Below are 21322 nucleotides of genomic sequence, written 5' to 3'. Positions count from 1 at the left end.
AATTGTGAGAAATATATGCTCCCAATATTATTTCCTGCCTCTGCTAATGCCTTGCCGTCCATTGATCGTCTTGCTGATTTCCCCAATGACGATCCGAAGGTTAACCAGGCTCTCAACAACGCTTTGGCGGAGGTAAGCAATAGCGACAAAATAGTGGAAAAAATGACCTTAAAAGAAAAAATAGGTCAAAAAATCATGCTGGATTTTCGTTTCTGGTGGGAAGATAACTTAATTAACGATAAGCAGGATATGGTGCTGCTCACCGAAACCATAAGAAACATCATCTGGCATAATCACATTGGTGGAATTATTCTGTTTGCCAATAATCTGAAGAATAAAGAGCAAATACAAAAACTCACTGAAGATCTCCGGGGAACCATGACGGCGGAAGGCATTCCGTTATTTATCGCCATTGATAATGAGGGCGGCAGCGTCTTTCGGCTGCCCCGGGGCGAGTTCTCCTCTTTTTCGGGTAATATGGCATTGGGCGCCGCCATGGAGGGCCGGGGGGAAAACGAACTGGCCTACAAGCAGGGGTGCGTCATGGCACGGGATGTGTTATCCCTCGGTATTAATACCCTTTTCGCACCGGTGATGGATGTCAACAATAACCAGAACAACCCGGTGATAAATGTTCGTTCGTTTGGCGACGATCCGGCAACAGTCAGCCTTCTGGCCCGGAAGATGATCGGAGGCATTGGCAGCAAAAACGTGGTGAGCGTCGCCAAACATTTCCCCGGCCATGGGGATACGGTAACCGACTCTCATCTTGGCCTGCCGGTGGTGACCAAAAGCCGCCAGGATGCTCACGACATCGATCTGGCCCCCTACCGCGACGCTATAACCTCCGGTGAAGCGCCGGATATGATTATGACCGCCCATATCCAATATCCGGCCCTTGACGACACTAAGGTGAAGAACAAAGGAGGAGAAGAGATCATCCTGCCGGCAACCTTGTCAAAAAAAATACAGACCGATTTATTACGCGGCGAACTGGGGTTTAAAGGGGTCACCATTACCGACGCGCTGGATATGAAAGCGATCAGTGATAATTTTCATATACATACTGTAATGGAAGAGATATTCAAGGCCGGTGTCGATATCGCGCTTATGCCCCTGCGCGTATACTGCGCTGAAGACGAGTTTAAATTGAAGACTTTGATAAATTACCTGGCTAAAAAAATTACCGAAAAGGTTATTGATGAAAAGGCCATTACAGCCTCCGTCAGCCGGATTATCGATTTAAAATTGGAAAAAAACATTATAGCGCCGGTTAGAAAAGATTTTTCTCATGACGTAACGCTGAGCAGAACGTTGGAAAAGGAGATTGCCGACAGCTCAGTTACCTTATTAAAAAATGACAATCAAGTTATCCCCCTAAAAGAAAAATCTCAAAATATCTATATTTTAATGCCCTGGGCTGAACAGAGCGCGGCCATTGAATATACCCTGCGTGAAAATGGCTACCATTCGGTACGGAGTGAGGATTCATATGAAAAGGCCTGGCTGCGGAAGTTGAACATCAAAAAATACGATATATTGATTATCGGTAATATGTCTGACCGCGTCAGTGAGAAAATAAACGTCGCCGGATCGTCGAAATCACCCGATCCGTCCTCTTCAGCCTCTTCTGAAAAAGATAAAATTCAGGAAGCCATTAACATCGCTAAAGCAGCCAGTAAGAAGGTGATCTATCTCTCGTTGAAAGCGCCCTATGACGTTGCTAATTATCACGACAAGGCCGATGCGGTGTTGGCGACCTACTCTTTTTATGGATCCGATAAGCATAACCAGCGCGGCATGTCCCTGAACGCGGCCACTGAGGTTATCATCGGCAAACTGTCGGCGAAGGGCGGATTGCCGGTCAATATTTATAATGTCGACAGTCTCGGTCATACCGCGGGGCTACTATATCCCCGCGGCTTCGGGCTGACAAGCTAGGCGTCGGAAGCAACCATAGCGGGTGTCAGAGCGCTCCCGCATGACTTCAATGTTATTTGCGTCCCATGGCTGCGCTTATGTTCGGGAGTGGTAAGGTGCATGTCACCAAAGGCCCTTTCGGACCCTTATTCTACCCGGGCCCGTCGATTATCGCTCATCGCGGCGTCCGGGTACGGCGCTCCAAAAGCGGCGTATATGCACAGTCACCTCTTCGCGATCGTGATAAAGCTGTTTGGCATGGATTTCCCCATGGACGCTGTTTTCCTTCAGGCTATTGCGCAGCAGATCCAGGCTTTGGCAGACTTCTTCATATCGTTTTTTCATCGGCAATTTGAGATTGATGATGGCTTCGCGGCACCAGCCTTTTACCAGCCAATCGGCGGCAAGCTGCGCCACCCGCGCCGGCTGTTCCACCATGTCGCACACCAGCCAGTAGACATTGTTGCGCGGCGGCTCGAATTTGAACCCGTCGGCATGGTGATGGATGACCTGGCCGGTGTCCATCAGGCTTTGGGCCATGTCGCCGTTATCCACAGCATGCACCATCATGCTGCGCTTCACCAATTGATAGGTCCAGCCGCCGGGGCTGGCCCCCAAATCCACAGCATACATGCCGCTGCCCAGCCGTTCATCCCATTCATCGCTGGGGATAAAGACGTGGAACGCTTCTTCCAGCTTAAGCGTGGACCGGCTGGGAGCCTCGGAAGGGAACTTGAGGCGGGGGATCCCCATATAAAAGGGCGAGTTGTTATTACTGTAGGAGTAGCCCACATAACAACAGCCCGGCGCGATAAAAAACACATGGATAACCGGGCGATTGGCTTTTTCCTGCGGGGTGAGCAGCTTCTGGGCACGCAGAGCTCCTCGCAGGGGCACGGTGAATTTGCGGCAGAACTTCATCAGTTCTTTGCTTTCATTGGTATCCGGCACTTCCACCCGTACGTCCCCCGCGCCATTAACGGCGCCGGTCAACATTCCGACGATAGGTGTAATGCGATCCTCCGGCGGCAAATCACGCAATAACTCGCCGGTGAGCAGCATTTGCCGGGCAAAGATCAGGTCGGCGAAGGGAATTTCACGCAGCAATCGATCGGCTTCATCATGCTGATAGCACTCGAATATGATATAGCCGCTGTGCTCTTTTACCCGCACAAAACCAAAAATCTCCAGCGCGGCGGCTTTATCGGTGATCTCCGCCGCACACTCTTTTTCAAACCCGGGTCGACAATACAAAATCACTTTATTCACGGCGTTCGGCCTTCTTTTTGAGACGCAGCGCACCGGTGAGCATTAATAGCCAACCGGCTAAAAAGCAGACCCCGCCCACGGGGGTGATATACACCCACATATGCAGGTGCGACAAGGCCAGGCAGTAAAGACTGCCGCTGAAAAGCACGATGCCGATAGCCAGCATGACGCCGCTCCAATAAAACCACAGGCTGGCGTGGCGCTGCGTCGCAACGCTGAGCGCCATAATGGCCAGCGTATGGAAAGCTTGGTACTGCAGGCCGGTTCTCAGCCAGGACATTTCCAACTCACCCAGCGTCTGGCTCAACACATGGGCGCCGAAAGCGCCGAGCACGACATAGACCAGGCCGCTGACGGCGGCAAAAACCAACATGGAACGACTTCGCATATCACAATCCTAACGATTACGTTGTTATACCCTTCATCTTTCAAGACGCGGGTGTGTTGGCTGCCCGCAGCATGAAATCTATTGGGGATATTATTAGTGTCATTGTGGTCCAACTGTCTGGCCGTTGTTGTAGCGAACCCGAAATTTTTCCTGCTCGCTGGCGGCACGCCCAATTATCCATTGACGAAAGGCGGCTATTTTACCCACTTCCGCATGGCTGTCATGACAAACCAGATAAAAAGCGTTTTTACTTACCAGCACATCGTTAAAGGGGCAGATGAGCCGACCTGCTTCGATTTCCATCTGCGCCATGACATTATTCGCCAAAGCGACGCCCTGGCCGTGGATCGCCGCCTGCAATACCATAACGCTATGGCTGAAAATCGGCCCCTGCTGGACATTGATATGCGACAGCCCGAGCTGGTGGGTAAAAGCCTGCCAATCCCGGCGAGAAGCATCATGCAAGAGGGTATGGTTAATCAACTCCGCCGGAGACGTCAGCGGATGTTCGCCGCTGAGCAAAGATGGCGCGCATACCGGCAAAAGATACTCGGCGTAGAGCTTTTCTACCTTAAGCCCCGGCCAGTTGCCGCGCCCATGAAATATCGCCACATCCACATCGTCCGGCAGCTTGTCCTCTTCGCGATCCACCGCCTGGATCAGCACATCGATTTCCGGCCAGGCGGCATTGAAACTGGACAGTCGCGGCACCAGCCATTGGATGGCGAAACTGGGCAACAGGCTAACGGTCAGAGCCCCTTTCGCGCTGCGCGACTGTAATTTTCGCGTTGCGTCCGCCAAATTCGAGAAAATTTCTTTTATATCAATATAATAACTCTGTCCCTCTTCGGTTAGCAACAGCGAACGGTTGCGGCGGCTAAATAGCTTCAACCCCAGGAAATCCTCCAGCGATTTGATCTGATGGCTGACCGCGGCCTGGGTAACAAACAGTTCTTCCGCCGCTTTGGTGAAACTTAAATGACGGGCTGCCGCATCAAATGCCCGCAGGGCATTAAGCGGCGGTAGGCGTTTAGACATGTCGGGACACTTTATCAGAGCCGGTGGATGGCAAAATAAGCATGGATAGCTGACTTATTAGTTTTTTTTATCCGAGCCATTATAAATTGTCCGTTGTCGATGTACCAGCAAATACCTATAGTTGCGCTACCGATGAGCCGGAACGAAAAGACATGCGGATTCTTGCAGGGTATGAGACTCGCGCAACGTCTCGCGCAAAGCAGTGAAGTGTGAGTTGTAAAGAGTCGAAGATCGTGGAGAGTCTGAATGGCTTTTGGCTAATCGTGTGATGTTGTGTTGCAGGTTTGGTCTGGATAAGGCCGCTTGGTATTCCATGGATTATAGGTAAGTTTTCTGTCTGTCCAGAGTGAATATGTAGCACCGCGAAAGCGGTGCTTTTATTAAGCGCAACCTGAGGACTAGAGATAATTTAATTGGCTTATGTGTTTAAAATAAATGGATTCGAACACTTAATATGCAGTGAATTATTTCGATTCCATCATTTCTTTTACATCCGCACGGTTAATTTGCTGCTGAGTACCGTTGGCGTCTTTGTAGCTGATCATGCCGGTCTCATCATCGACTTTGGGTTTACCGGAAGAGACAATAGTGCGACCATCATTGGTATGCATCACATAATTACTTGAACACGCACTCAGGGTTAACCCAAGCAAAAAAACAGTGATTACTGCGGCTGTTTTCTTCATCATTAACTCCTCGCAGATTAAAAAAACTTAACTGAAGTATTTAGGTAAGCAGGTCATTTTTCTTACCTTATGTTAATTAGCATAACAAGTAATCGTCATTTTTCCACAAAACGGGATTAAATCCTGCCGCTTCCTCGTCATAGACGGCGATAATAGGACAAGTCTGTAATTTTATGACAGTGAGAGCATGGTAATGCGTGAATTTGATTTCATGACTTTCGGGGGGCAATTCCCGGCGCTCAACGATGAAGTGGTGTATTTGGACAGCGCCGCCACCGCATTGAAACCCGAGGCGGTCATTGCGGCCACCGAGGCGTTTTATCGCCATGACAGCGGCAATGTACACCGCAGCCAATATGCGGCGGCGGTTTCCCTCACTGCCCGTTATGAGCAGGCCCGGCGGCAGGTGGCGAACTGGCTGCATGCGCCGGATCCGGACAGCGTGGTTTGGACGCGCGGCACCACCGAATCACTCAACCTGGTGGCGCAAAGTTACGCCCGCCCGCGCCTGAGTCCGGGGAACGAGATTATCGTCAGCGAAACCGAGCATCATGCCAATCTGGTGCCCTGGCTGATGGTGGCGCAACAAACCGGCGCCAAGGTTGTTAAATGGCCGCTGGGTACGGATCTACTGCCCTCGCCCGCCGCTCTGGCGAGTTTATTGAACGACAGTACCCGTGTGGTTGCCGTGACGCAAATGTCAAATGTGACCGGGGGGTGCCCGGATTTAACGGCGATAACCGCCCTCACCCGCCGTTATCCCCAGGCGGTTATCGTGCTGGACGGCGCCCAGGGAGCGGTGCACCGGCCGCCGGATGTCATTAAAGACGATATAGATTTTTATGCTTTTTCAGGCCACAAGCTTTATGGTCCCACCGGGATTGGCGTGCTGTACGGCAAACCGCGGTTATTGGCGCAGATGCCGCCCTGGCAAGGGGGCGGTAAAATGCTCAGCGCGGTCACTTTCGAGGGTTTCACCCCTTTGGCCGCCCCGCAGCGCTTTGAGGCCGGCACGCCGAATATTGCCGGCGTGATTGGGCTGAGCGCCGCCCTGGAGTGGCTTTCACAGCAAGATTGGGAGGCGGCGGAGCGCTACAGCGGTTCCCTGGCGGATTTAGCGCAAGAGCGCCTGTCGGCGCTGCCGGGCTTTCGCGCCTTTCGTTGCCCCGGCACCAGCCTGCTCTCGTTCGATTTTGCCGGTATTCATCATCAGGATATCGCCATGATACTGGCGCAAGAAGGCATTGCCCTTCGCGCCGGGCAGCACTGTGCCCAGCCGCTGATGGCGGCGCTGGGGGTTACCGGCACGCTGCGCGCCTCGTTCGCCCCTTACAATACCCGCCGGGATGTCGACCGGCTGGCGGCGGCGGTGGAAAAAGCGCTGACTCTGCTGCGGGATTAATGATCGCCGGACCCTTTACTGGCCTAATATCAACGATAAAGAACGAAAGAACCAACGGAAGAATTGACGCCATGAATGAATCGACATCGGACCGGCACCCCTTCGGCCACGCTATTACTCTTGAAGAAGTCAAGGAGCGCTTCTCCCGCTGCCATCGATGGGAAGACCGCCTGCGACAAATTATTTTACTGGCCAAGGCTCTGCCGGAATTGCCGGAGGCATTAAAGACCCCCGAAAACGCCCTGACGAGATGTGAGAACCGCGTCTGGCTCGGCCATGTGCGGCTGGAGGACGGTAGTTTGCATTTTTATGCCGCCAGCGACGGCCGTATCGTTAAAGGACTGCTGGCTATCGTACTGACGGCGGTGGAAGGCAAAACCCCGCAACAATTAGCCGGACAGGACCCACTGGCGCCGTTCGATGCCCTGGGCCTGCGGGCTGAACTCAGCGCCAGCCGGGCCGGCGGGCTGGCGGCTATTGCCGGTCGAATCAACGCTATTGTCGATAGCTACCTCGCCGGATGATAGGGGCGGAGAGTTTGAAGCTTTTGTCGACAATGACATCCCGAGAGGGTGACGTGGGCGCCGGCACGGCGGTTGACGAAAGCGCCGGGACTCCTGTCCGCCGCCGATGACCGCTCATTGCACGTGATCAGGCTCGGTCTGTGACTCCGGCGGCGTTGTGACTTCAGCCAGCCGGGCCTGGCGGGCCAGCATCTTTTTCAGCGCATGGGAAACCGCAATAAAACCGAAGCTGGCGGTTACCATGGTGGCCGCGCCAAAACCCGAGGCGCAATCCATGCGTTTTGGCCCCTCGGCGGTGGAAGGGGACGCGCACACCGTCCCGTCCGGCTGCGGATAGACCAGATGCTCAGTGGAAAACACGCAATCGATACCCAGCTTGCCCTTGCTGCTTTTCACCACGTTAAAATCGTGCTTGAGACGCTCACGCAATTTTGCCGCCAGCGGATCCTGAATGGTTTTAGCCAAATCGGCGACGCGTATTTGCGTGGGATCGATTTGCCCGCCGGCGCCGCCGATGGTCACCACCGGGATTTTATTGCGCCGGCAATAGGCCAACAGGGCCGCTTTCGGCCGCACGCTGTCAATAGCGTCGATAACATAATCAAACCCGCGATCCAGCAAAGCGGCGACGTTGTCCGCGGTAATAAAATCATCAACACAGGTGACGACGCATTCGGGGTTGATGGAGGCGATACGCGCGGCCATCACCACGGTTTTAGGCCGTCCCACCTGTTCCCGCAGCGCATGAATCTGCCGGTTGGTATTGGTGACGCAAACGTCGTCCATATCGATCAAGGTTAACGCGCCAATCCCCGTGCGCGCCAGCGCTTCCGCAGCCCAGGATCCCACGCCGCCGATACCGATCACGCAAACATGGGCGCGGTGAAACACCGCCAGCGCTTCCTGACCGTATAACCGGGCGGTGCCGCCGAAACGTTGTAAATATCCGTCTGAATACTGCCCGCTCATGACTGAAACCTCGAATGAAAAAGCTCTTTCCCCCAGGGATGGGTTCACGGCGTGTTTACTATCTATTACCCTGTCCCGACCCATACACCTGGCCGGTAATCGCCATTCAGTTATCGTAACTGACCTGCACGGTATTGGCCTGGGCGGCAGGCGTGCCGCTATTGCCGATCATTAACGGTCCGCCGTTCAGCGACCCCGTACCTTTCAGCACCCACACCCGGCCATAATGATTGTAGTAGCCGGCGGCCTGTCCCGCCTGCGGGCCAATCCCCTGGTAAATATCGAAATGCTGTCCTTTAATGGCGCCGCCGACATCCAGCGCTATCATCAAGCGCATTTCATATTTGCCCGTAAACTTCCCGTTATCGTCCAGTAACGGCACTTCCGCCAGCAGGGTGGTTCCCGACGGCACCAGGGAACGGTCCGACGCCACCGATGCTTTGGCTATCAGGGGCACGGCGCTGGCGCCTTTAACCGGCGCGAAGGGAATCGGCTTAAAGAACACATAGGAGGGGTTTTGTTCCAACAGCTCCTGCACTTCAGACGGGCTATGACGGGCGGCCCATTGTCGTATCGCCTGCATCGACATATTTTCCCGCGCCACTTCCCCGCGGTCGATAAGTATTTTGCCGATGCTGCGATAAGGACGGCCGTTATTGCCGCCGTAACCGAAAAACATCATCGGCCGCCCGTCATCGTAATCCACATAACCGCTGCCCTGGACTTCCATCAGGAAGTTATCCAGCATCGAATTGCTGTAGGCGATAGCCTGACCGCGACCTTCAAGGGCACCGGCATAAATGGCCGCGCGATCCGGCAACCGGCGCTTGGCCCCGCGCGGCGGCATACGGTATAAAGGATATTGAAACTCCCCTTGCGCCGTATAGCGGGCATGAATCACCGGGGTATAATAGCCGGTGAACTGGACGTTACCGTAATTATCCACACCCTCCATCTGGAAAGCTTTTATACCGAATTGACTCAGCTGCCGGGTATCGGCTCCCGCCATCGCCCAGCGCTTGATCGCGTCGTAATCGGCATAATTGCGATTATAAAGCCCGGCGGCGGCATATTGAGTTTGCGTCACCTGATCGGCAAAATCCTTGGCATTGACCGGACGCCCTTTGGCGTTGGGTTCGTTCACCAGCCCAAAAGGCTCCGTAAGACGACCATCTTTATACTGCTGTCCGCGTTCGGTGGGTCGGGACGAACATCCGGCCAGAATGGCGATAACCAGACCGATGGAAAGATAGCTTAGCCAATGCTTGTTCATATTATTCTCATGTTGAAACCATGTGCTTGCGTTTAGGGCGAAAGATAGCAAACGTTTTTCAATAGATAAATGCATTAATTCAAAAAGAACAGTGGGATATGGCTATAAATCCAGCAAAAACGCCCCTGTTTAAACAAAAATCATTATTCTAAGGGATTAATCGCAAAAAGGGGTTGCATCAGATGCTGTCCGGAGTATAGTGCGCATCCACGGACGCGGGGTGGAGCAGCCTGGTAGCTCGTCGGGCTCATAACCCGAAGGTCGTCGGTTCAAATCCGGCCCCCGCAACCAATTAACAGAACGTCATACCGTACGAAGTCAACATCTGACTGCTCACAGATGTCATAATCGGACGCGGGGTGGAGCAGCCTGGTAGCTCGTCGGGCTCATAACCCGAAGGTCGTCGGTTCAAATCCGGCCCCCGCAACCAACTTCAAGAAATAAGCCTCAAGAACCCAGCCTCAAGCAGGCATCTCACATTCAACCCTCTGACAGTCAAGCGTTTAATACCTCATTGTCTGATAATAAATTAACCGGCCTTTTTTTTAAGGCGATTTTTGTGCTTTAGTCATCCGTCACGATGCGCCAAGACGCCCCCCGCCACAAAATATGCCTTGATTCCAGCCAATATCGACTCCGCCACCTGCTGTTGATATCGCGTGGTAGTCAATCTGCGCTCCTCATCGATATTGCTGATAAAGCCGGTCTCCACCAGAATTGAAGGGATATCCGGCGCTTTAAGCACGGCGAAACCGGCCTGATCGACGGTATTTTTATGCAAATGGGCGATTTTACCCAGTCGACCCAATACCTGCCGGCCGAATTTCAGGCTATCGGTAATGGTGGCGGTTTGCACAAGATCAAACAGAACATGGTCCAGATAACGATCGCCGCTCTTGCCGACGCCGCCTATTTCATCGGCGGCATTTTGTGTCTGCGCCAGAAAACGGGCGGCGGCGCTGGTGGCGCCTTTGGTTGACAGGGCAAATACCGAGGCGCCGCGGGCGGATCGGTCGGTAAACGCGTCGGCGTGGATGGAAACAAACAGATCGGCGCGAAGTTTGCGCGCTTTGGCGACCCGGACCTTAAGGGGGATAAAGACGTCCTCGTTGCGGGTCATATAGACTTTCATGTGGGCTTCGCGTTCAATTAACGCCCGCAAATGCCGTGCTATTTTAAGGACAATATCCTTTTCACGGGTACGTCTCTTGCCGATGGCCCCCGGATCCTCGCCGCCATGACCGGGATCCAGCATAATCACGATGGGCCGATCCCGGCCCGCCTTGCCCGCCCGCGGCGCCCGGGATGCCGGCGGCAAACTGCGAGACAGATCCCCCTGGTTATAATCCTCCAGCAGCGCCAGCAGCGGATCGTCCTGCACGGCGCCCCGTCCGCCGGCCTTTGGATACAGATCCATCACTAAACGATGCTTGAAACCGGCCACCGGCGACAGGGTTAAAAAACGCGGATCCACCGGTTGTTTGAGTTCCACCACCAGCCGGGCGGTATTGCTGTTGAACTGCCCTGCCCTTACCCGCCGGATATAGGGATCCTGTTCTTTCACCAATGCACCGGCACCCTGCATTACCCCATTCAAATGCATTCCCTGGATATCCAGTACCAGCCGATGGGGATCACGCAGCATAAAATGCCGGTATTGCAGGGACGCCAGGGATTCCAGCGTTATGCGGGTATAGCTGGTGGCCGGCCAGATACGTACTGCAATCAGCGTCACCGGCGCGGCGATGCCCGCCCGGCTGAAACTTAATAGCCAGGCGGCGGCCGTACCCTTTAACAAAAGGCGGCGAGAAGGCATAAAATCATGATCTGGCATGAACCCCCAATAGTTGAAGCTATTCTAATGATAAATCAGGTTTTTTTAGTTAAGGCTGAAAACTTTAGCTAAACTGCCGGTTTCTGTCATCCCCAAAACCCTCTATGCTTATGTGCCGAGGGTTAATTTTCCTTTCTTTACAAAGGAAATTGGCGATAAATGCCGCTTGCCATCCTGGCGTTAATAGCATAAAAATACACAAAATCCGAATAATCATTCACAGAGGGTTTGCCGTGAAGGAACGTAGTACTGAACTGGTCCAGGGCTTTCGCCACTCAGTTCCCTATATCAACGCGCATCGTGGCAAGACGTTTGTCGTCATGCTGGGCGGTGAAGCCATAGAACATGAAAACTTCGCCAATATCGTCAACGATATCGGTCTCCTTCATAGCCTGGGCATCCGTCTGGTGCTGGTATACGGCGCGCGTCCGCAGATTGACGCCAATCTGGCGGTGCATCATCTGGAGCCTATTTACCATAAGCATACCCGGGTCACCGATGCCCCGACTCTCGAGCTGGTGAAGCAGGCGGCGGGTTTGCTGCAATTGGATATTACCGCCCGTTTATCCATGAGCCTGAACAATACGCCGCTGCAGGGCGCCCACATCAATGTGGTGAGCGGCAATTTCATCATCGCGCAGCCTCTTGGCGTCGATGACGGGGTGGATTATTGTCACAGCGGACGGATCCGCCGCATCGATGACGAAGCCATACATCGTCAGTTGGACAGCAACGCCATTGTGCTGCTGGGGCCGGTGGCGGTATCCGTTACCGGAGAAAGTTTCAATCTTACGGCGGAAGAAGTGGCCACCCAGCTGGCGATTAAGCTTAAAGCGGAAAAGATGATCGGTTTTTGCTCTTCACAGGGGGTTATTGACGACAAGGGAGAGATCATCTCCGAGCTGTTTCCCAACGATGCGCAACAGCATATCGATGTATTGGAAAAAACCGGCGATTATTACTCCGGCACAATCCGTTTTTTACGCGGAGCGGTCAAAGCCTGCCGCAGCGGTGTACGACGCTGTCATTTAATAAGCTACCAGGACGACGGCGCGCTGGTGCAGGAGCTGTTTTCCCGCGAAGGCATCGGCACACAGATTGTTATGGAAAGCGCCGAACAGGTTCGCCGGGCGACCATTAACGATATCGGCGGTATTCTGGAGCTGATACGCCCGTTGGAACAGCAGGGGATTCTGGTGCGCCGTTCCCGGGAACAGCTGGAGATGGAAATCGATAAATTCACCATTATCGAACGGGATAATCTGACCATCGCCTGCGCCGCCTTATACCCTTTCCCCGAGGAACAGGTCGGTGAAATGGCCTGTGTGGCGGTGCATCCCGATTACCGAAGTTCCTCGCGCGGGGAGATGCTCTTGCAGCGTATCGCCCAGCAGGCCCGCCAAATGGGGCTGAAGAAGCTGTTTGTGCTCACCACCCGCAGCATACACTGGTTTCAGGAGCGTGGTTTTACGCCGGCGGAGGTGGAAGTGCTGCCGCGGCAAAAACAGGCGCTTTATAATTACCACCGCCGCTCCAAAATTTTGGTGACCGACCTGCTTGATAGCTGAATCGGCCCCCCTTTTTATATATAAAAAGTTATATATAAAAAACTATCTATAAAGAGCTATGAATAAAAAGCCATGCATAAAAAACCATGGATAAAAACGCGGACAACAGCGTGCAAACCATTCCTAGCCGCCCATCCCCTTCCGTAAGCGGTCAATAAGGCCGCTGCGCCGCAGGGTCGGCGTGGCGATGGCATAGCTCAATACGTCATCATTGGCATAAAGGGACAGACACCGACGAGCACGGGTAATGGCGGTATATAACAGCTCCCTGGTCAACACCGGCAACAGCTGATTGGGCAGCGCCAATGCCGTATGATCGAATTCCGATCCCTGGGATTTATGCACCGTCATGGCGAAAGCGGTCTCATGCTCGGGCAACCGGCTGAGGGGAACCGGTTTGGGCCTACCGTCGGGCAAGGAGAAATAGACCCGCAATTCCGACGATTCATCGGTGAGCATAATGCCGATATCACCATTGTAGAGTCCAAGGGAAGGAGCATTGCGCACGATCATCACCGGACGTCCGGCATATCCCTTTGCCAGAGAGTCCGCCGGCGGATGAATCAGCCCGGCCAGGGCCAGGGCCTGCTCAATGCGGCTGTTTAATCCGGTTATGCCGAACGGCCCTTCCCGCAGGGCGCATAACAAGCGGAATTGATTAAACGCCTTGAGAATAATCTCGGGGCTTTCGCCGGCCTTGACCCGCGACAGATAATCCCGATAACCTTCGACTACCCCGGTCAGCAGTCGCCGGTAGTCATCGCCGTCCCGAACCGGAGCATAGCGCACATCCGCATCCTGTCCACCGTGCAATAACGCCAGAGAACCGGCAGCGTCCCCGGCATTGACCGCATTGGCCAGCCGGCCGATGCCGGAACGATCGTCGAACCGGTAACTTTTACGCAGCAGGCACAGGCTGTCCCCGGTCGCGGGCCCCGTTCCGTCGTTGCAGGGGGGCAGGACACAGCCGGTCAACCGCGCCAGTTGCTCATTACGGGCCGCGCTGTAGCCGTTTTCGGCAAAATAACAGATATCCCCCAGCACCGCGCCCGCCTCCACCGAGGCCAATTGGCAGCGGTCGCCGAGAAAAATCACCTTGGCCTGCGCCGGCAGCGCGGCAATCAGATTTGCCATCATCGGCAGATCCACCATGGAGGCCTCGTCCACCACCAATACGTCCACATGCAGCGGATTGCCACGGTGATAACGTAAACGCTGGCTGTTGGGCTGTGCCCCCAACAGACGATGCAACGTCACCGCCTCCGGCGGAAACAACCGCTTTTGCTCCTGATCAAGGCCCAGAGTTTCCAGAGCGTCGCCCAGGGACTCGCTCAGACGAGCCGCCGCCTTGCCGGTGGGCGCCGCCAGTTGGATTCGCATGCGCCGGCCCTCCCCCAGCACCACCAGTGACGCCAGTATTTTAGCCACCGTTGTGGTTTTTCCGGTGCCGGGTCCGCCGGAAATCAGGCAAACCGGATGGCTGACGGCCACCGCCGCCGCCACTTTCTGCCAATCAGGTACGCCTTCGGCGGTGGGAAAAAAGCGCTGCAACACTTGCCCGACCGCCGCTTCATCCTCCAGGACCACGGGCCGGATAGCGTTGAAGAAATCCGCCACCCGGCATTCATTTTGCCACATGCGCTGCAAATATAACCGCTGGTTATCCAGCACCAGGGGCGTGGGCCGTGAACCGTCGCTTACCGCCGCGGAGTCCAGTAATATCCTCCGCCAGTCTTCCAGGGATGGTTCGCCGGCAAGCCGCCAGGCGCGGCGGGCCAGTTCGGGATAACGACCGTCAAACAGCCGGTCGGGGGACAGGCGCATTAGCGGCAGACAGACGTGTCCGGCTCCGGCGTCGGCGCTGAGGCAGGCGCAGGCCAGCATCAGGGCTATCTCGTCCGGCGCGGCAAGCATGCGGGCGAACTGGATATCCAGGGGACGCCAAAGTCGCAGTTGCCGCACCTGCTCAAAAAGAGAATTCATTTGTTCGCCTCAGGCTCCGCCGGTGTAAGCATTACCCCGCCGAACAGGGCGTCCAGCGCATCGACAAATGCCGGTTCGGGACGTCGGAACACCACCCCGTCACCAGGATTGTCCGGTGAGACGCCGCGTAAAAACACATAAAATACCCCGCCGAAATGGCGGCCGTAATCATAATCCCGCAGACGATGCCGCAGGTAACGGTGCAATGCCAGGGTATAAAGCTGGTATTGCAAATCATAGCGGTGCTCGGCCATGGCACCCTGCATCGCTTGGGGCGTATAGGCGGCCTTATCCTCCCCCAGCCAGTTGGATTTATAATCCAGCAGGTAGTAGCGGCCATCGTAGCGAAAAACCAAATCGATAAAGCCTTTCAGCATGCCTTTGACCTGGGGGAAGCTCAGCGGCGGACAGGCGGCGGACAGGGGATCATAACGTTTGCACAGCGCATCAAGCTCGCCGGCGGTGAGGAGCGCCTCGATGGGAAGATAGAATTGTAGCTCGGCCTGCCGGTCCCCCGGCGCCAGCCGGGACAGTTGGACACCGTCCCCGTTGAGGGGCGCGTGCAGCACATCCGTCAGCCAACGGGCCAGGATCGGCTGCCAGCGTTCATCAATACCGTTTTGCAAAAGCTGCGCATCCAGCCAGACCGGATCCAGCGGCTGGCTGAAATCCACGGTTTCAAACAGGCCGTGCAGAAATGTCCCCGGCGACGCGCCGCGGGGGAAGGTATGGGGGGAGAGGACCGGTTCCGCGTCCTGTTGCCGTTCCCCCACCGCGTCGCTGTCCAGCCTGGGCTGCAGATCCATCAGCGATGAACCGCCGCCATGCTGCTGTAAGCCGGAATAGCTGGTCACACGCCAATTTTCCGCGGCCCGCGGCCGATAGTCCCGGGCCGCCAGATGCTGCAAGGCGCCATCCTGCGGTCGCCAGGGCTGCGCATCAGGCTGGCCGATAACGGTCACGGCGATGTCCTGCGCCGCCAGAGTCTGCAAATGGGTCTCAAGCCCGGCGGCGTCACAGGCCTCAGCCCGCTGGACCAGATAACCCAGCGCACCCTGGTGCAAATCGGATTTGCCGGTTTTGCTCCGTCCGCCGCGAAACAGAGGGGCGATACCGATGCCGCAGTGATAGATGGAACGGGTCACCGCCACGTAGAGCAGGCGAAGATCCTCCGCCAGGCGCTCTTCCTCCGCCAACTGCAGGCTCTCGGCGGACCCGGAGAGATCCAGCCAGGCCTGAAAATCGCGGCGATCGTGGAACAGCGGACGTTTCTGCTGGCGGAAATCGGCAATAAACGGCAGGAACACAATGGGAAATTCCAGCCCTTTGGACTTATGCACGGTGATTATTCGTACCAGATGGCGATCGCTTTCCAGCCTTAGCTGCTGGTTTTCAGCCTGGGTATCGGGCAATTCAATCTGCAATGCCAGCCAGCGTACCAGCCCGTGCTCATTTTCCAGCGTCGCCGAGGCCTCCTGCAATAGCTCCGCCAGATGCATCAGGTCCGTTAAACGCCGCTCGCCGTTCACCGAGGCCAGCAGATTTTCCGCCATGCGGTGACGAATCATCAGCTGACGCAGCATCGGCAGCACGCCGCGCTGCCGCCAGACCTGGCGATACCCGGCGAACTCATCCACCAGGGCATCCCATGCCGGCCCGTTATTGTTGATTTCTTCAATGGCCGGCGCATCCAGTCCCATCAGGCTGGTGGCCAGCGCGCAGCGTAGGGCGCTGTCCTGCCCCGGGATCAGTATCGCCTGCAATAGCCAGAGCAGTTCCCGCGCTTCGGGGGTTTCATACACGCTGTCGCGATTGGACAAATACACCGCCGGAATCGACAGCGCGCTTAAGGTATCGCGAATAAGCGCCGCTTCATTGCGGTTACGCACCAGTATCGTAATATCGGAAGCCTGCAGCGTCTTTCGCCCTTTGGGACCCACCAGGGCGGCCCGGCCTTCCTGACCTGCGCTTAGCCAATGGCGAATGGTGGCGGCGCAGTGGCGCGCCATCAGATGCTGGTACTCACTTACACCCACACCGTCCCCCGGCTGCAGCCACAGCTGCAGGGCCGGCTGGACCTGCCGATCAATTTCCAGCGCCAGCCCGTGGTTGTCCGCGGCGGCACGCACCGGCAAAAAGGGAATCTGATCAAAGATAAACGGCAGCGGCAGGGACTGAAACAGCCGGTTTACCCCATTGATCATGGCCTGCGACGAGCGCCAATTGGTGTCCAAAGTATAGTGGGCGCTCACCTCATTCTTGGCGCGCATATAGGTGAATATATCCGCGCCGCGAAACGCATAAATCGCCTGCTTGGGATCCCCTATCAGCACCAGCCCGCAGTCAGGCTGCCCTTGGTAGAGACAGCGGAAAATACGATACTGCTGCGGGTCGGTATCCTGGAATTCATCGATCAACGCCACCGGATACCGCCGGCGAACCGACAGCGCCAGCGCCTCCCCCCCGGGGCCGTGCAACGCCTGGTCGAAACGGCTCAGCAAATCGTCAAAACCCATTTCTCCCCGCAGCCTTTTCTCCTGCTCCAACGCCAGGCGCAGCTCATCCAGCGCCATCACAAAAATCAATTCACGCAGGGTAAGCGTCTGCCGCAAGAATTCATCGATGTAGTCGAACATCCAATGGTTAGGCGGCGTTCCCTTGAGGGTTTTAGCCTCGAGCACCGATTGCCGGAATCGTTCGAGCTCCTTTGGCACGTCATAATCCTCGGTGGGCGCAGCGGCCCAAAGAGAGATTTTTTCCAACCACGCCGGCAGGTTTTTACTGCTATAGGTGCGTTTATCCACCCCCGATCCGCTCAGGAGCGGAAACAGTTCGGGAGCGGCCTGACGCCAGCGCCGTTTGAGTTCATCGATACGGGCAATGATCCGCTCATGGCGCTGGAGGATGGATTCGGTCTTTTCCGGCGGGTTGCGCACCACCGGCGCCTCACCCTGCAAATAAGGCAGCAATTCCGCCAGAAGCTTTTGCGGACCGTCCCAGTCTTTATTGATGACCCTTGCCACGGCCACCGGCAGCGGGTAGCAATGGCGGCGCCAGAAATCGGCGCACACCTGACGCCGCAACTCCGATTCGTCCTCCACCAGGGTCTGCTGAAACAACAGTCCGGATTCAACGGTGCTGTGGCTGAGCATCCGCTGGCAGAAACCATGGATGGTATAAATCGCCGCTTCGTCCATCTGGCGTTCCGCCGCCAACAGCAGACGGGCGGCATAATCGGTATCGGGTATCTGCTCCAGCAGGCTGCTGAATAACGGGTTTTGGCTTCCGCCGCGCGCGCAGGCCAACCGCAAACGATGAATATTTTCACGAATGCGGCCCCGCAGCTCCTCGGTGGCCGCTTCGGTAAAGGTCACCACCAGGATCTCTTCCACGCTTAACGGGCGGGGATAAGCCGCCTGTTGTCCCAAACCCAGCAGCAGGCGCAGATACAGCGCCGCCAGAGTATAGGTTTTTCCGGTGCCCGCCGAGGCCTCTATCAGGCTCGCCCCCTGCAGCGGCAGGGTCAGCGGATCAAGTGTCAACGGGGTCAAGGATAAGGGATTCCTTTATTGAGGCCGGATAAGCGGCAAGGTTTTTTGCAGCGACGCTGCGTTCGGATACAGCGTCCAGCCTTGGGGCGCGGCGAAAGATACCGGGTCGTGACTCTGGCCGCTGATTTGCGACAACAGCGCCAGTCCCTGCGGCTCTATCACCGCCCGATGGTAAAACGCCACCATCTGGTCCAGGGTCAATTGCCGCAGCCCCGCCACCACTTTATCACGGGTGTCGAAAGCGGTATTGTCCCGGGCCATCTCATCGGTATATTGATCTACTTCTTCGCCCAATGTCTGCGGCTGCTGTAACAGCTGGCTGATGACGCCCTGTTTGTATTGTTCGAAATCCGCCGGAGACATGGCGCGCAAACGCTGTTCGGTCTGGGCGAAAAACGCCTGGAAACGTTCATAAAGATAAGCGGGTTGCCTGGTGCCGCTTTGCAGCACAAATTCGATGCCGCCCTGATCGCCGATAAAAAGCGGCGTCATAAAGATGGCATAACCCAATTGTTCCTGGGTCCGCAATTGCTGATAAAACCAGGACTCGACAATCTGCGACAGCATGTAGCTATTGACCATGCCTTGAATCCGATCGTAACCGGTGGGCACATAGGCTGCCGCCAGCGCCGAATCGGTGCTGCCGCCGTTTTTTTGAATCAACGCCCGCTGCGGTTGCCTGATTTCCACTTTTGGGGTTCGTTGCCAGCGGATACCGGTCCAACCGACGTGTTTTTTCAACTGATCCGCCAGCGCTGCGGACTGCTGTGGCGTCATGTTGCCCACCACCAGCATTTCCAGCGCGGCGGGTTTAAATAATTTCTGGCGGTAATCAACCAAATCCTGCACCGTAATGCCGTCAATCAGCCCCCGCCGTTCGTCCCGCTCCACATAGGGCCATTCGGATAAGACCCTGGCCGGAATGACCGCCTGGGAATAGGCCTTGCCCCGATCGGTGCCGTCAAGCTGCTGGCGATACCAGGTCTTGGCCTGGGTCAACTGGTCTTCGGTGGGTGTGAATGAGGCATAACGTTCGATTAGGCTTATCACCAGTTGCGGCAGCCGCTGGGTATAACCGCTGGCTTTGACGGTCAATCCGTCGCTCTCAAAGGTTGAGAAATTAATGCCGCCCACATAGGCCTGATTACTCAGCTCCGCCAGATTCAGGCCGGAGATGTAATCATTCATGGCATACAGCACCTGATCCCGGGGGGTGTCCATGAGGTTGGCATTGCGGAAATTCAACGTAATATCTGCCCGTGGTTCATCGGCGAAATAACGGCTGGGCATATACAGCAGACGCAGTCCGGGCTTATCGATGAGGGTCTCAGGATGCTCAGGCGTCTTGCCCGGTTTAATCAAAGAAAAATCGCTGGCGATAAACGGATTGAGGGTCGGCAGCGACAAAACAATTTTTTGTTGTTTTTGCCGCCAGTCCGCCAGGTGTTCCGGCGTCAAGGGATCCACCCGGTAGGGCGCGTTCATGAAATAGGCAATCTTGTCGTGAGGCTCGTCGGGACTGATAAACCAGATACGGGCATTTTCCGGTTTCATGCCGTCCAGACGCGCGGCGATTGCCTTGGGATCGTAACGATCCGCCAGATAGGGCGCGTCCAGTACATGCTGTACCGGCACCTTGAGCATGGAATCCACCAGCCACTCAATGTAATCCATATCGCGGGTAATGATGGGATAACGGAAGTCCTGTTGCAGCACATGGGCGATTTCGTCGAAGTACTGCCGTTGGATGCCGCGATCGCGCAGGGTCTTAAGATAACTGAAAATTGCGGCGATCACTTCATCCCGCTGGGCAAAGCCTTTATCGCTCAGTGAAACTGCAATGGAGAAAACGCCGCCGTTTCCATCCACCATCGGATCCGCGCCGGCGTCAATAGCATCCGCCAGGCCCTGTTTTTGCAGCCAGTCCGCCAGGGTATTGGGGCTGTGATTGCCGATCAGATAACTAATATAGGTATCGCTTTTACTGCGGAACGCCCTGCTGTTATTGGCGATGGGGAATTCGAGCCGCAGCATTTTCTGCGGCTGTACCGGCTGGTAATGGATCACTATGCCGGTTTGTTTTTTAGTCACCGGCGGCACGGTAATGGGCGGCACAGCGGCATTGTGGTTGGCGACGCGCCCGTAGGTTTGGGTGGCGATGGCCGCCAGTTGCGGCAGCGGCTGGTTTCCGTAAAGCACCGCCACCATCAGATTGGCGGAATAATAACGGTGATAAAACGCCGTTAACGCCTGATGCAGATTGCTGCCGGGCTTATCCCTCAGGGTCTCAAGATTGCCGCCGGAGAAACGGGCCGCGGGATGGGCCGGATTCATGGTTTCAGCACGGATTTGCGCCATGCGCAAACCGTCATTGGAGCGGCCCATCGTGAGCTCGGCATTCACCGCATGGCGCTCTTTGTCTGCGCTGCCGGGGTCCAGCAGCGGTTCGGCAATGGCGTCCGCCAGACGATCCGCCGCCGGCAGCAGGGCGCTGTTTTCCACCTCGAGGTAAAAAGCGGTTCGGTGGGCGGCGGTACTGGCGTTATGATCGCCGCCATGCTTCTTCAGGAATTCCGACAGGTTGTCCGGCTGGGGGTATTTTTTGGAACCCATGAGGATCATGTGTTCGAGATAATGGGCCAACCCGAGCTGGCTATCGGGATTTTCCAACGTCCCCACCGGCACCGCAATGGCGGACAGGGATTTCACCGCCTGTTTATCGCTGACCAGCAGGACCGTCATACCGTTGGCTAATTTTATCGCCTGGTATTGCCGGGCGTCCTTGCTGCTTTTTTGAATGGTCTCCTTGATGGGTTGCCAGCCGGTGGCGGCCCAACCGGTTGAAAAGCAAAAAACGCTAAATAAAATACCGCTTAATAATCCGCTAACCAGTCTTCGCATTCCACTCTCCAACAAA

Annotated in this window: 14 protein-coding genes and 2 tRNA genes; 6 read left to right on the top strand and 10 right to left on the bottom strand. The window is 55.7% G+C overall.

Features of this window, described 5'->3' with window-relative positions:
• Positions 1-15: 15 nt before the first annotated feature.
• A complete protein-coding gene (locus HB631_RS21290) occupies positions 16-1941 on the top strand; it encodes a glycoside hydrolase family 3 protein (protein WP_213993183.1) in 1926 nt (641 codons plus the stop codon).
• 147 nt (positions 1942-2088) lie between these two features.
• On the opposite strand, the gene rlmM is transcribed toward HB631_RS21290, so the two are convergent.
• The 4 genes from rlmM to HB631_RS21270 all read right to left on the bottom strand — a co-directional run bounded on the left by rlmM (position 2089) and on the right by HB631_RS21270 (position 5301).
• The gene (gene rlmM, locus HB631_RS21285; protein ID WP_213993182.1) at positions 2089-3189 is read right to left on the bottom strand and encodes a 23S rRNA (cytidine(2498)-2'-O)-methyltransferase RlmM; all 1101 of its coding nucleotides are present in this window, start codon (positions 3187-3189) and stop codon (positions 2089-2091) included.
• Complete coding sequence (locus HB631_RS21280; protein WP_213993181.1) at positions 3182-3577, bottom strand: DUF423 domain-containing protein; 396 nt, start codon at positions 3575-3577, stop codon at positions 3182-3184. The genes rlmM and HB631_RS21280 overlap by 8 nt, the downstream gene beginning before the upstream one ends.
• Before the next feature lie 99 nt (positions 3578-3676).
• A complete protein-coding gene (locus HB631_RS21275) occupies positions 3677-4615 on the bottom strand; it encodes a transcriptional regulator GcvA (protein ID WP_213993180.1) in 939 nt (312 codons plus the stop codon).
• A 464-nt stretch (positions 4616-5079) separates the two neighbouring features.
• Positions 5080-5301, bottom strand: coding sequence for a YgdI/YgdR family lipoprotein (locus HB631_RS21270; protein ID WP_213993225.1), 222 nt, complete (start codon positions 5299-5301; stop codon positions 5080-5082).
• 193 nt (positions 5302-5494) lie between these two features.
• Between HB631_RS21270 and csdA the strand changes: the two genes are divergently transcribed.
• Together csdA and csdE are read left to right on the top strand one after the other, a co-directional pair.
• Entirely contained in the window at positions 5495-6703 is a 1209-nt protein-coding gene (csdA, locus tag HB631_RS21265) for a cysteine desulfurase CsdA (protein ID WP_213993179.1), read from the top strand.
• Between the two features lie 71 nt (positions 6704-6774).
• On the top strand, positions 6775-7227 hold the full coding sequence (gene csdE, locus HB631_RS21260) for a cysteine desulfurase sulfur acceptor subunit CsdE (RefSeq protein WP_213993178.1): 453 nt from the start codon (positions 6775-6777) through the stop codon (positions 7225-7227).
• Between the two features lie 114 nt (positions 7228-7341).
• On the opposite strand, the gene tcdA is transcribed toward csdE, so the two are convergent.
• Together tcdA and mltA are read right to left on the bottom strand one after the other, a co-directional pair.
• Positions 7342-8196: a tRNA cyclic N6-threonylcarbamoyladenosine(37) synthase TcdA gene (gene tcdA / locus HB631_RS21255; RefSeq protein ID WP_213993177.1), complete on the bottom strand. Its 855-nt coding sequence runs from the start codon at positions 8194-8196 to the stop codon at positions 7342-7344.
• Positions 8197-8302: 106 nt separating this feature from the next.
• Positions 8303-9469, bottom strand: coding sequence for a murein transglycosylase A (mltA, locus tag HB631_RS21250; protein WP_213993176.1), 1167 nt, complete (start codon positions 9467-9469; stop codon positions 8303-8305).
• A gap of 214 nt (positions 9470-9683) precedes the next feature.
• Here mltA and HB631_RS21245 point away from each other — a divergent pair.
• Both HB631_RS21245 and HB631_RS21240 read left to right on the top strand, forming a co-directional pair.
• A tRNA-Met gene (locus HB631_RS21245) sits at positions 9684-9760 on the top strand.
• 62 nt (positions 9761-9822) lie between these two features.
• Positions 9823-9899, top strand: a tRNA-Met gene (locus HB631_RS21240).
• A gap of 138 nt (positions 9900-10037) precedes the next feature.
• Here the strand turns inward: HB631_RS21240 and amiC are convergent.
• Positions 10038-11303: an N-acetylmuramoyl-L-alanine amidase AmiC gene (gene amiC, locus HB631_RS21235; RefSeq protein ID WP_213993175.1), complete on the bottom strand. Its 1266-nt coding sequence runs from the start codon at positions 11301-11303 to the stop codon at positions 10038-10040.
• A gap of 233 nt (positions 11304-11536) precedes the next feature.
• On the opposite strand from amiC, the gene argA reads away from it, so the two are divergent.
• Entirely contained in the window at positions 11537-12871 is a 1335-nt protein-coding gene (gene argA, locus HB631_RS21230) for an amino-acid N-acetyltransferase (RefSeq protein WP_213993174.1), read from the top strand.
• A 123-nt stretch (positions 12872-12994) separates the two neighbouring features.
• Here the strand turns inward: argA and recD are convergent, their stop codons facing one another.
• Genes recD through ptrA form a run of 3 tightly spaced genes read right to left on the bottom strand, consistent with a single transcriptional unit; the run spans position 12995 to position 21306 of the window.
• A complete protein-coding gene (gene recD, locus HB631_RS21225; RefSeq protein ID WP_213993173.1) occupies positions 12995-14854 on the bottom strand; it encodes an exodeoxyribonuclease V subunit alpha in 1860 nt (619 codons plus the stop codon).
• A complete protein-coding gene (gene recB, locus HB631_RS21220; protein WP_213993172.1) occupies positions 14851-18405 on the bottom strand; it encodes an exodeoxyribonuclease V subunit beta in 3555 nt (1184 codons plus the stop codon). Before recB ends, recD begins: the two co-directional genes overlap by 4 nt.
• A gap of 15 nt (positions 18406-18420) precedes the next feature.
• Positions 18421-21306: a pitrilysin gene (gene ptrA / locus HB631_RS21215; protein ID WP_213993171.1), complete on the bottom strand. Its 2886-nt coding sequence runs from the start codon at positions 21304-21306 to the stop codon at positions 18421-18423.
• Positions 21307-21322: the final 16 nt, after the last annotated feature.

This window comes from Sodalis sp. dw_96 (assembly GCF_018449575.1).
GTDB lineage: Bacteria > Pseudomonadota > Gammaproteobacteria > Enterobacterales > Enterobacteriaceae > Acerihabitans.
Note: the sequence above shows the minus strand (reverse complement) of the source record. Positions and strands in the feature narration are given on the sequence as shown.